General features: G+C 32.1%; 9 protein-coding genes. 7 read left to right on the plus strand and 2 right to left on the minus strand.

Going from position 1 to position 13,638, the window contains the following annotated elements:
* Positions 1-33 precede the first annotated feature (33 nt).
* Entirely contained in the window at positions 34-1,671 is a 1,638-nt protein-coding gene (locus tag BWZ22_RS07850) for a DUF4270 domain-containing protein (RefSeq protein WP_076699153.1), read from the minus strand.
* 23 nt (positions 1,672-1,694) lie between these two features.
* Positions 1,695-2,504, minus strand: a complete 810-nt coding sequence (locus tag BWZ22_RS07855; protein ID WP_076699155.1) for a glycogen/starch synthase — start codon at positions 2,502-2,504, stop codon at positions 1,695-1,697.
* Between the two features lie 199 nt (positions 2,505-2,703).
* Here BWZ22_RS07855 and panC point away from each other — a divergent pair, with 199 nt between their 5' ends.
* The 7 genes from panC (at position 2,704) to BWZ22_RS07890 (ending at position 13,529) form a co-directional block, all read left to right on the plus strand.
* Positions 2,704-3,555 (plus strand): pantoate--beta-alanine ligase, encoded by an 852-nt coding sequence (gene panC, locus BWZ22_RS07860; protein WP_076699156.1) that lies wholly within the window; start codon positions 2,704-2,706, stop codon positions 3,553-3,555.
* A gap of 13 nt (positions 3,556-3,568) precedes the next feature.
* Positions 3,569-3,919: an aspartate 1-decarboxylase gene (gene panD, locus BWZ22_RS07865; RefSeq protein ID WP_076699157.1), complete on the plus strand. Its 351-nt coding sequence runs from the start codon at positions 3,569-3,571 to the stop codon at positions 3,917-3,919.
* Positions 3,920-3,921: 2 nt separating this feature from the next.
* Complete coding sequence (locus BWZ22_RS07870) at positions 3,922-4,878, plus strand: lysylphosphatidylglycerol synthase transmembrane domain-containing protein (protein WP_076699159.1); 957 nt, start codon at positions 3,922-3,924, stop codon at positions 4,876-4,878.
* An 82-nt stretch (positions 4,879-4,960) separates the two neighbouring features.
* Positions 4,961-6,109 (plus strand): alpha/beta hydrolase, encoded by a 1,149-nt coding sequence (locus BWZ22_RS07875; RefSeq protein ID WP_076699160.1) that lies wholly within the window; start codon positions 4,961-4,963, stop codon positions 6,107-6,109.
* The gene (radA, locus tag BWZ22_RS07880) at positions 6,109-7,473 is read left to right on the plus strand and encodes a DNA repair protein RadA (protein WP_076699161.1); all 1,365 of its coding nucleotides are present in this window, start codon (positions 6,109-6,111) and stop codon (positions 7,471-7,473) included. The genes BWZ22_RS07875 and radA overlap by 1 nt, the downstream gene beginning before the upstream one ends.
* A 254-nt stretch (positions 7,474-7,727) precedes the next feature.
* Complete coding sequence (locus BWZ22_RS07885) at positions 7,728-8,591, plus strand: hypothetical protein (protein ID WP_076699162.1); 864 nt, start codon at positions 7,728-7,730, stop codon at positions 8,589-8,591.
* Between the two features lie 24 nt (positions 8,592-8,615).
* On the plus strand, positions 8,616-13,529 hold the full coding sequence (locus tag BWZ22_RS07890) for a LamG-like jellyroll fold domain-containing protein (protein WP_076699163.1): 4,914 nt from the start codon (positions 8,616-8,618) through the stop codon (positions 13,527-13,529).
* Positions 13,530-13,638 lie beyond the last annotated feature (109 nt).

Raw genomic sequence — 13,638 nt, forward strand, 5'->3', positions numbered from 1 at the left:
CTAAATACTGCCTATTAAAAGTTAGGGGTTAACTTATTTAGGCTCAGTGTAAAAGAGTTTTAAAATCATGCGTTTTTCTTGGTTAGCGCTATTACTTCCGTGTAAAATAGTTCCTTTTGGAGCTAGAACAGTTGCCATAGGAATAGCGGTAACTACATCTTCACTTTTTAAAATTTCAGAATTAGTGGTTAAATTAACATTTGTTGATAGTACTAACCCTATTTTGGTGTTAGTAGAATCGTTAACTAAAATATTGTTTAAATGCTCTGTTAAACGAATTTTAAAATTCTTATTAATGGTATCTCTAACACCAAGACTTATTATTCTTGAGTTTACAGGTTCTGAAGTGTTTTCAGTAACATCAAATAAATAATCTATGGTTTCAGAATTATTCTCAATATCGTAGGCATAAATTCTGTCGTATTTATGATAATCATCAAGTGAGGTTGTTGATGTTTCGTCTTCATAAATAAGTAAATGTGCTTCGTTGATAAGTTTTTTTAAGACATATTCTCCTGTGGATTCATCTTTTAGGTAGTCATCACCATCAGGAATTCTAAATTCATTAAGAAAATCATTCAAGGCTTCTGTTGTTGGAAACAAATCTACAATAGCCATAGACCCTTGACCGCCTTTTAAATAAATTTTATCATCGCCTAAGGTTTTATTAGGTGTTGGTATTACTACCGTATGTTCATTAATAAAAGTATTTAATCTGTTACCACTAAAGTTAAAGCTATAAGTGCTTTGAATTTGTTCTCCAGCATTATCTTCGTCATCACTAGAGTAATAAATTGTTACGCTAGCGTCAGATGAACCGAAATTTAATAACACCATGCTTCCATTTCCACTTATTGCTTCGGCTTTAAAATAAAGGCCTCTGAAATAGTTTTTAAAATTACTAGCATTACTTAATTCTGTTTGTCCTTCTTTACTAATAATTGCAGAGTTCCAAAAGTTGTTATCAAGTTTAATTCTTAGTGCAGGAACACTTATAGTTTCGGTAGTGTCAGAATCTGTTCTAACAACTGTAACTATTGGGTTGCTACTAGGTGTAAATATGGTGTCTTTAATTAATGCGCCTTTAAAGGCATCAAAATTTATTAATGTATTGTCTGTAAGGGCATAATTACTGCTAGGGTCTCCGCTATTTGCATGCGAGTAGTAGTTTTGGCCTTCTTCTAGATTATCTGGGTTAAAATCTCTTAAAAAGTAACCATTTTCATAAATAGATAATTTCATGTTAGAAATTGGGTTACCGTATAAGGAATCGTTTATAGAGTAAGTAGTGTTACCATCGTCATCAATTCCAGTAATTTCACTATAATAAGGCACGCTTAATACTACAGAGTCTATAACTGGGTTTTCTCCAAAATCGGGATCATATGAATTTGGAATTATTTGGGTTATAACACTAGCTGTGGTTGGACCGTATTCTGGGTCATTATAATACCCTAATAAATTAGAAGGCAGTCCGTTTATTTGAACAGAGTCTAGTATTTTATTATATGATACAATAGGTAAAGTATCTACGTCTGTATTAAAATTAGCGTGGTTTCTACCTAAAACATCACTATCAATTATGTTAAAGTCTTTATCACAAGCAATAAACGATATTACAAGCAAAAGAAGAATAACGGGAATTTGAAGGGCTTTAATAGTCTTTTTCATAAATTTTAAAATGAACGTGTTGGTTAGCTTAAAACGGTATTATTAAAAAATGTTGTGTAAGCTTCGCCAAATTCATCTCTATTTTTATATTCTAAAATAGGCTTATCTGATGCTTTTAAGTAAGAGTCTAAAGCTTCTGGAATATTTTCAGAGCCTATAATTAATGCGTCAGAATAATCAATAGCAATTTTCATTAAATTAATATATGAAGGTTCCTCAATGGTTTTTATGGCATCTTCATTTATATTATCAAATTTAATTTTATTAATCATATCTTTATTTAAAGTATCATCAAAACTTTGGTTGTAAACCGAAGTAACAATTTTACTTTCACTAAATAAAGGTTCATCTTTGTAGTATTCTTTTAAATACACAGGTAAAAGAGCGGCTAACCACCCATGAACATGAATAATATCTGGTGCCCAATTTAATTTTTTAACGGTTTCTATTACGCCTTTTGCAAAAAATATGGCACGCTCATCATTATCAGAAAACAGTTGGCCATCTTCATCTGTTAAGGTTGCTTTTCGTTTAAAGTATTCGTCATTATCAATAAAATAAACTTGAATACGTTCTTTAGGAATAGATGCTACTTTAATTATAAGTGGCATATCTAAATCGTTAATTACTAAGTTTATTCCAGAAAGCCTGATAACTTCATGTAATTGATGTCTGCGCTCATTAATATTTCCGTATCTAGGCATAAAAATTCGAATTTGCCCTCCTTGTTGATTTACAAGTCTTGGAGCTTCGAACGACATTGAAGAAATTTCGGTTTCGGGTAAATAAGGCACTACTTCAGATGATACATACAATATCCTCTTATCTTTCATATGTTTGTTTTTGCTGACGTTTTAAAGTCATTTTTAACTAGGAATTAACGATTTTTATTTTTTATAGAAACGTTGTAAGACATGTTAAATTCAAGCCTTACAATTGTAAAATCAAAATAAAAAACACGCAAAAGTACAAAAATTTATGCAAATTGACTGTAAAATCATAAGTTTGCAGGCGTTAATTTTTTATTAAAAGGTGGAAGTTTACTCAGAAAAACAACAAATTATAAAAGCAATTGAGCTTTTAAAGACTAAAAACCAGATTGTAGGTTTAGTGCCCACAATGGGGGCTTTACATGCAGGACATTTAGCTTTGGTAGAGCGTGCTTTAAAAAAGAATAACAAAGTAGTAGTAAGTATTTTTGTAAACCCTACTCAGTTTGATAATAGCGATGATTTAAAAAAATACCCAAGAACTTTAGAGAAAGATGTTGCGCTTTTACAAACACTTTCAAAAGACAAAATATTGGTTTATGCCCCAACTGTTGATGATGTTTATGAGGGAAAAACAGTTTCTGAGTCTTTTGATTTTGATGGTTTAGAGTTTGAAATGGAAGGGAAATTTCGTCACGGACATTTTGACGGTGTTGGTACCATTGTAAAACGACTTTTTGAAATTGTAAAACCGCACAATGCTTATTTTGGAGAAAAAGATTTTCAGCAGTTGCAAATAATAAAAAAACTTGTTGAAAAACACCATATTCCTGTAAAAATAGAAGGTTGCCCCATTTACAGAGAAACTACAGGATTAGCTATGAGTTCTCGTAACACTAGGTTAAAACCAGAGTATTTAGAAGCAGCACCTTTTATTTATAAAACTTTAACTGAAGCCAAAAAAATATTTGGCACGAAAAGTGCTAGTAAAGTAACGGAATGGGTTGAAAACCAGTTTTCTAATCATGATTTATTAGAGTTAGAATATTTTATAATAGCTGATGCTGAAACCCTAAAACCCGTTAAACGAAAATCAAACAAAAAAGTATATAGAGCGTTTATAGCAGTATATGCTGATGATATTAGACTTATTGATAATATCGCTTTAAATTAATTATCTTTGTCACATGCAAATTCACGTAGTAAAATCTAAAATTCACAGGGTTAAATGCACAGGTGCAGACCTTAACTACATAGGTAGTATTACCATTGATGAAGATTTAATGGATGCTGCCAACATTATTGAAGGTGAAAAAGTTCAAATTGTAAATAATGACAATGGTGAACGTTTAGAAACTTATTGTATACCTGGGCCACGAAATAGTGGTGAAATAACACTTAACGGAGCAGCGGCCAGAAAAGTTTCTGTTGGAGATACCTTAATTTTAATTACTTATGCAGTTATGGATATTGAAGAAGCAAAAAAATTTAAACCTTCTTTAGTATTTCCAGATGAGGCAACCAATTTATTAAAATAACATTGAGCCTTAAAACAAAAAGAATACTAAAAATTACACTCCCACTATTACTGGGAGTTTTTTTGGTCTGGTATTCTTTAAAGGCAGTTCCTTTGGCTAAAATTTATGAATATTGGCAAGCTGCCAGTAAAGAATGGGTTTTGCTAGGTGTATTTTTTGGCTTGCTAAGTCATTTGTCTAGAGCATACCGTTGGCGTTTTCAATTGGAGCCTATGGGTTATAACATTAAATTGGGTAACAGTGTTATGGCTGTTATGGCGGCTTATTTAATCAATTACACCATACCCAGAGCAGGAGAAGTAGCTAGAGCTTCTATTTTAACTAATTACGAAGCGGTTCCTTTTGAAAAAGGCTTTGGAACTATTGTAGCAGAACGTATTGCAGACATGCTTGTAATGTTAGGTATCATTACTGTAACACTCTTTCTTCAATTCGATTTTATTTATGGCTTTTTAATAGAAAAATTTAATCCACTTAAAATCATTGTTGGTTTGGTAGGCTTACTTGTGTTAACTTTAATTTTTACCATGTTTATTAAAAAAAGTACTTCTAAATTGGCTTTAAAAATTAAAACATTTGTAAGTGGTTTAATAGAAGGAGCTTTAAGTATTTTTAAAATGAAGAAGAAGTGGGCTTACATTTTTCATACTTTATTTATTTGGGGTATGTACGTGCTTATGTTTTATGTAACATCTTTTGCTTTAAATGAAACTTCTAACATTCCTTTTTCTGCTATTTTAATAGGTTTTATTGCTGCTAGTTTTAGTATTGCCGCTACAAATGGCGGTATAGGTGCTTACCCGTTAGCTGTATATTTAGGGTTTTCACTTTTTGGAATAGCCGAAGCCCCTAGTATAGCTTTTGGATATATTATGTGGGCGTCTCAAACACTTTTAATTATTGTTTTTGGTGGTTTGTCTTTATTTTATCTGCCAATTTATAACAGAATAAAGAAGTAAAAAGAATCAAAATAACTATCAGTTTTTTTAATCTCTTACTTAATTTATTAACTTACGCTTTAAAATATAAACACTTAAATTCATGAAAGTAATTTGCTCCAGTTGGTTGTTTTTATTAACCATTTTTACTTTAAATGCTCAAGTTAAATACGAAAATTTTCAATCTTCAAAATTAGGCGAAGAACGTCAAATTAAAATTCAATTACCAAGAGGTTATAATTCTAATCAAGAAAAAATATACCCACTATTTATAGTGTTGGATGGCGATTATATGTTTGAAGCCGTAGCTGGAAATGCCGATTATTACTCTTATTGGGAAGACATGCCAGAGGCCATAGTGGTTGGTATTAATCAAATAGATAAGCGGTATGACGATTGTATGTACTCAGAACAAAACTCATTACCAATAGAAACAGGAGCTGCTTTTTTTGAATTCATAGGTACAGAGTTAATTCCGTACATAGAAAAAAATTATCGTACAGCTAATTTTAGAGTTGCTGTTGGGCATGGAGAAACCGCAAATTTCATCAATTATTTCTTACTAAAATCTAACCCATTATTTAAGGCATATATAGTTGTAAGTCCAGAGTTGGCACCTCATATGTTAGACTATCTTCCAGAACGATTAAATACTATAGAAAGTAAAATATTTTATTGTTTAGCTTATACTGAAAACGACTCTAAGTCTATTAAACAAATGACAAAGGCGTTAAACAGTGATATAGCTACAATAGAAAATGAAAACTTAACCTATAAATTTAGTAGTTTTGAAGGAGCGTCACATTATTCGGTTCCTGCACATGCCTTACCCAATGCTTTTGAAAGTATTTTTAAAGTTTTTCAGCCTATAAGTAGAAAAGAATACAAAGAAACTATTTTAGAATTAGAAGGCTCTCCAGTAGATTATTTAGTAGAAAAATATGAAACTATAAATGCGCTCTTTGGTATTGAAAAACAAATTTTAATTAACGATTTTAAAGCCATTTCAGCAGCTATAGAAAAAACAGAGCAATATCAGTACTATGAAGATTTAGGTAAAATAGCTAGAAAAGAATATCCAGAAACACTTTTAGGAGGATATTATTTAGGCAGGTTTTATGAAGAAGGAGGCGAACCAAAAAAAGCAATGCGCACATACCAATCTGCTTATACTTTAGATGAAATAGCAGGAATAACAAAAGATTTAGTGCTTGAAAGAGCAGATGCAATTAAAAGAGACTTTGGGTATTAATGGCAAAAATTAAAACAACCTTTTATTGTCAAAATTGTGGAGCACAATATGCTAAGTGGCAAGGGCAATGTAACGCCTGTAAAGCGTGGAATACCATTGCAGAAGAACTTATTCAAAAACCAGAAAAAAGCGATTGGAAAGTATCAGCACCCGCTTCTGGTTCAAAACGCATTGCTAAGCCTCTTAAAATAAATGAAATTAATATTTCTGAAGATGCTAGACTAGATACTTTAGATGCCGAATTTAATAGAGTTTTAGGTGGAGGTATTGTGCCAGGGTCACTTGTTTTGTTAGGAGGAGAACCTGGAATAGGAAAAAGTACGTTACTACTTCAAATTTCTTTAAAACTTCCTTATAAAACGCTTTATGTTTCGGGCGAAGAAAGCCAAAAGCAAATAAAAATGCGTGCAGAACGCATTAACCCAAACAATAATAATTGTTATATTTTAACAGAAACCAAAACACAAAACATCTTTAAACAAATAGAAAGTTTAGAGCCAGATGTTGTAATAATAGATTCTATTCAAACACTTCATAGCGATTATATTGAATCGTCTTCAGGAAGTATTTCACAAATAAAAGAGTGTACTACAGAGTTAATAAAGTTTGCTAAAGAAACCGCAACCCCAGTTATTCTTATAGGGCATATAACCAAAGATGGCCATATTGCGGGACCTAAAATTCTAGAACATATGGTAGACACCGTTTTACAGTTTGAAGGAGACCGCAATCATGTATTTAGAATTTTAAGAGCCAACAAGAATAGATTTGGTTCTACGCATGAACTAGGAATTTATGAAATGCAAGGTTCTGGTTTAAGAGAAGTTTCTAACCCTAGTGAAATTCTAATTTCTAAAAAAGATGAGGTGTTATCTGGAAATGCTGTAGCGGCAACTTTAGAAGGTATGCGTCCTTTAATGATAGAAGTTCAAGCCCTAGTAAGTACTGCTGTGTATGGTACTCCACAACGGTCTGCAACAGGCTTTAATGCTAAAAGGCTTAATATGCTTTTAGCTGTTTTAGAAAAAAGAGCTGGTTTTAGGTTGGGGGCAAAAGATGTGTTTTTAAACATAACAGGAGGCATTACAGTAGATGATCCTGCAATAGATTTAGCCGTAGTAGCCGCCATTTTATCATCAAATGAAGATGAAGCTCTACCGCATAATTATTGTTTTGCTGCCGAGGTTGGCTTATCTGGAGAAATTAGACCAGTACAGCGGGTTGAACAACGTATTTTAGAAGCAGAAAAGCTTGGGTTTTCTTCAATTTTTGTTTCTAGTTACAACAAAATTTCACTAAAAAATCTTAAAATTAAAATTCAACTTATTTCAAAAATTGAAGATTTAGTAAGCTTAATTATGTAAAAATTTGAATAAAATAACGATGTTCAAATTAGTTTTTCGTCGAGTATTTTTGCGTTTAATCGATAAAAATACCTGTTTTTATTAGGATTTTAACAAAGCATGCACTAATATTGTAATATTAAATATTGGATAATTACAGTTTGTATTCTGATTTTCAATATTTTAAGCGTTTCCCTCAAGCGTAATTAATCCGTTTTATTAGAAGGTTTTGTTTTATAGTGCAGGAATTTTACCAAAGCTATAAAAATTTAACCATGAAAAAATCCCTTAAATTCAACATATTATTTCTAATAGTATGTTTTGGAATTAACACATTCTCTGCTCTAGGGTTTAGAAATTCACATTTTTTAGATTCACTAAAAATTAACAAAGAAAAAAGTACTACAGAGCACAAACATTCTACCGCTTTAAATTTTAAGAATGCTATTCCGTTAACAGCCATTAATTTAGAAGATGTAAAGGCAGGAGAAAAGGTATTGTATTCTAAAGCATTGCAATATCAAAATAACCATTATGACCTTATTCTTACTATTTTAAATATTAATGGTTCTTATACGGTAGACTGCACTAATGAGTTAAGAGTGAGTTCGTTTAACTCTAGTAATGATGATTATGTAACATATTCGTTTGATTTGGTAGAAACAGGAAGTGTTACACCGTCAACGCCTAATGGTACGCCAGCTATAATAAAAAATGTTGTTTTAGAATCTAGAGATATAGATACTAGAAGCAACCGAAATTTCACTGAAATTTCAGGATTTAATCCATATACAGTTACTTCAAAAATCACCCCTTATTTAAGCTCTACAACCTATTTAGAACAAGCAGGGTTTGTTAATGGGTCTAATCCGGTAGGATTTACATTATATAGGTTAAACCCAGCATTGGTAGCCCCAATAGATGATTGGATTTTAGAACCAGCAGACATAGATGTGCATGGTGATGATACCAATTTTTACTTGTTTATGGAGTTTGATCAATTCTCACATGTAGATTTGTTATACGGTGCCACAGGAACAGAAACATCTACTTGGGTAAGACTAATAAATTTTGGTATTTCTTCTAAATCTAGTTTTAATGATGCCATAGCACTTAATACAATATCATCAGACAATTAATCTCTATCCCTTAAACTATAACCTATGAAAAAATTAATACTATTAAAATTATTATTTGTAATATTTTTTTTAGAAACAAATAGTTCTTTCGCGCAATATTGTCAACCAAATAATATTGGTAATTACAGTACCTTTTATATTTCAAATGTTTCGTTGGGAGATATAAATAATTCAAGTACAGGTTCAACAGGAGGGTACACCTATTATTCTTCAGTACCAGCAACCGATATTATGGTAGGTGAAACTATTACAGGAACAGTAACTGTTACACTTAATGGTTGGAATAAAAACAAGCACAAATTAATTGTTTGGATGAATTTTAATAATTCAGATGACGATTTTGAAGATGCAGGAGAAGAATTTACGTTTACACTACAAGATAAATCTTATACTAGTGGTTTAAAAACTATAGACGTTCCTATTTCAATACCAGTGCCTAGTACTGCTCAACTAGGTAGTTCTGTTATGAGAATCGGGTTTAGGGAAAAACAAAGTAGTAATTACACATCATGTGATTTTAAGTATAAAGCGGGTGAAGTAGAAGATTATAATATAAACTTTATTTCAGAAGATGGTTCAGATTCATCAATTATTACAGATCCAGAATATTCAGAGCCAATAAATATAGGTGGATGGAGCACCTATTATATTTCTAAAGTAAATATAGGTTCTATTGATAATTCAACCTCAGGAAGCACAGGAGATCATACATATTATTCATCAGAAGATAGAGCAGAGGTTACTGTAGGGGAAACATTAGAAGGAACTGTAGAGGTAACCCTTAATGATTGGAATGAACAAACCAACACAATTCCAGTCTGGATGAATTTCAATGAAGCAACCGATGATGATTTTGAAGACAGTGGAGAACGGTTTTTGTTTACTTTTAATGCTAAAAATTATAGTGATATTAAAAATGAAAAAAACAGAAAAACAGTTCAAATACCTATAAGTATAGATGTACCAAGTACTGCAAGTCTAGGGAACTCAGTAATTAGAATTGGATTACGCAAAGGGTCTAACACAAATTTCTCATCAACAAATTATAATTATAGTTCTGGAGAGGTAGAAGATTATAATATTGTTTTCAAAGCTAGTGGTAGTTTACCATCAGGGGGCTCGGGTTCTGCAGGAATTGTTGATTTTGACGGTGATGGTATTGTTGATATTATAGATGTAGATGATGATAATGATGGTATTTTAGATTGTGTTGAAAAGGGAGTGACCAACGGAACCATATCTGAAGTATTTACATTAAGTGGAACAGCGGCAGAAATATCAGATACAGAGTTTAAGCTTACCAGTGCAGTAAATACTCAAGCTGGAGCAGCAATAATAAATGACAGAATTAATTTTAATAATAGTTTTTCATTTTCATTTGATGCTTATCTTGGTAATAGTGATAATGGTGCAGATGGTATGGCTATTATTTTTCACGATGACCCTGCAGGCACATCGGCTGTTGGAGCTACAGGAGAAGGTATGGGAGCAAGTGGCATTAAAAATGGTATTGTTTTAGAACTAGATACCTATTATAATTCCTCTCGTGGAGATATTACAAATGATCATGGAATGATTTGGGATTCCGATAACCAATCGGGTTCAGGCTTGTTAACTACAGCTACAGATTTAGGAAATTTAGAAGATAATAACTGGCATACGGTTGTAATTAATTGGAATGCAGACACCAATACAATTAGTTATTATGTAGATAGTATTCTGGCTGGGTTATATACAGGAGATTTAATTAATAATTATTTTGGAGGAAATAATCTCGTGTATTTTGGTTTTTCAGCTTCTACAGGAGGTTCAGTAAACACACATAAAGTTCGTTTTAATAGTGTTTGTGATATTCCTTTATTTATTGATGATGATAATGATGGTTTAGCAAATCATTTAGACATAGATAGTGATAATGATGGTATTCCAGATAATGTTGAAGCACAATCTACTTTAGGATATGTATTACCTAGCGGTACTTTAAATATTACAGGTTCTTATGTTGGATTATGGGATAATTACGGAACAGGTTTAGTGCCAGTAGATACCGATGGAGATGGTATTCCAGACTATTTAGATTCAGATTCAGATAATGATGGTAAGCCAGATATAACTGAAAACGGTATGGCAAACACTTATGCCGCTGCCGATGTTGATAAAGATGGATTAAATAATGCCTTTGAAACCAATGGAGTAAATGATACTGTTTTAGATGTAAATGAAGATATTGAAGATCCAACAGATTTATCAATTTTACCAGATATAGACGGAGATTTGTCAACTGGTGGAGATTTAGATTATAGAGATTTATTTGATACTAACCCACCAATATACGCATCTATAGATTTTGATGGTGTTGATGATTACCTATCAACAAACTCATTTATTGATGGACTAGGCAATGTTACTATAATGGCATGGGTAAAAACAGATGCTGGTAACGCTGCCAATATAACTATTGCAGGCGAAGACACAGGCTGTAAACTATGGTTACAAAACGGAAACCAACCAACCTTTACAATTACAACACAAGGCAACTCTGCTAAAACTATTGGAGCTAGTGCTATAAATTATGATGAGTGGCATCACATTACAGGTACGTACAACGGCAGTACTGGAGCTATAGAATTATATGTTGATGGAGAATTAATAGATTCATCAAATGTAGGAAGTTCAGGAGCTGTAATTGAAAACACAGCAGATGCTAATGGTAATTTTGAAATAGGAAGGTGTTCTACAGATAACGTTTCAAATAAAGAATATTATAAAGGTGATATTGATGAAGTAAGAGTGTTTAATGTAGCATTAACTAGTGAACAAATAGGAATGATGGTGTATCAAGAAATTGAAGAAAACTCTGGAGTAGTTGCAGGAACTGTTATTCCCAAAAATATAGGAGATTCGCCTACCGGTAGTACAATACCTTGGACTAATTTAATAGCTTACTACCCAATGACCAATATAAAATCAGGTAAAACATTAGATTATTCTAATAATAATAATGGGTTATATATACATAATATTTCTACAATTCAAGAGCAAACAGCCCCAATGCCTTATAAAACCAAATCAGATGGAAGTTGGACAAGTGCTAGCACATGGTTGTATGGAGATGTTTGGGATATAACAGATGTTAGTACTAATAAAGAATGTAGCATAGTAAAAATAGAAAATGATGTTACAACCTCAGATTCACACAAAACATTGGGTTTAATTATAGATTCAAATAAAACACTTACAGTAAATGGAGATAACCTAATTCAAAACTCATGGTATTTTGAATTAAATGGAACGCTAGATTTAATGGATGATTCTCAATTAATTCAAACAATAGCAAGTGATTTAGTAACCTCTGCCGATGGAAAGATTTTAAGGCGGCAAGAAGGAACACCAAACCCTTACAGGTACAACTACTGGTCTTCTCCAGTGGGTGCAACAGCAGCAACCAGTTTAACCGATAACAATGCTGCAACAAATAACACTAATAATACACCGTTTAGTTTAGATATGTTGAAAGATGAAACCGGGTTTAATGTACAATTTACATCGGGTTACACAGGTAGCGGAAGTATTAGTACCTATTGGTTATATACATTTATGAATGGTGTTACTTATTGGGATTGGGCTCATATTGGTGCTTCTTCAAATATAAGTCCTGGTGTAGGTTACACTCAAAAGGGAACTGGTAATGCCAGTACAGAACAGCAGTATATATTTGAAGGAAAGCCTAATAACGGTACTGTTTTGGTAAGTGTAAGTGATGTAGGAGGAGAAGGTTCAGAAGCCGATGTGTCTAGAACAAGTTGTTTATTAGGAAATCCTTATCCTTCGGCATTAGATATTCACCAGTTTATTGATGATAACGAGGGTGTTATTAAAGGACCACTTTACTTATGGCAGCAATGGAGTGGTAATTCGCATTATTTAAATGAATATAATGGCGGATATGCCGAAGTAACTAAATTAGGCTCCATAAGAGCCTACCAATTTGTAGGTATTAGTGGTGCAAATAATGGCTCACAAGACGGAACACTTGTACCTTCAAGATACCTTCCTGTTGGTCAAGGTTTTGTTGTAGAGGTTATCGCAGATGGAGAAATAGAGTTTAACAACAACCAACGTGTGTTTATTTTAGAAGATGATGCAGATGGATCATATGATAATGGTTCGGTATTTTTTAAGAATACTAAAAGCAAATCAAAAGAAACAACAACGGCAAAAACAGAAGAAACAGAAGAAGAAAACCCTTTTAAAAAGATTAGATTAGAGTTTGCATCTGTATCAGGACCAGACACAAGAAGAGAGTTGCTGTTAGGATTTAGCGATTTAACAACTGATGATTTTGATTATGGATATGAATCAGAATGTAATGAAACTAATAATAACGATTTAAACCTAGATTTTGAAGGAAAGAATATGAACATACAAGCATACGGAGCGTTAACTACTGATAAGGTAGTACCGTTAAACTTTAAATCATCAGGAAATAATTCATTTGAAATAAAAATTACAGAATTAGAAAATTTTGAAGAATCAGAAGAAATTTACTTAAAAGACAATTTAACGGGAGACTATTTTAACTTAAAAGATGGTACGGCATATGGTTTCTCATCAGAACAAGGAAAATTTAATAACAGGTTCGAAATTGTGTTCCAATCTCAACAAAAGTCATTAAGTGTAGAAGAAACAAATTTTGATGAAAACTATGTTTACTATTTAAACAAAGAGCGCAAAATTTATGTAAAGAAACTTAATACATCAGTAAAAAGAATGTCTTTAATAAGTATGAGCGGTCAAACAGTTATGGAATTAACCGATGTTTCAGCTGCAACTTTAAGTAATGGTATTTCAATTCCTAATGTTTCAACAGGTGGTTACGTTGCTTGTTTTAGAACAGATAATAATCAAGTAATTACAAAAAAGATAATAGTAAATTAATATATTAAAAACTCAAAAAAACCAGAACAATGCGTTCTGGTTTTTTTTGTGCCTAAAAATTACCCATATCAGGATAAATTCTTAAATTCGCAACCTTATAAGATTTAAG

Origin of the sequence: Seonamhaeicola sp. S2-3, assembly GCF_001971785.1 — a bacterium.
GTDB lineage: Bacteria > Bacteroidota > Bacteroidia > Flavobacteriales > Flavobacteriaceae > Seonamhaeicola.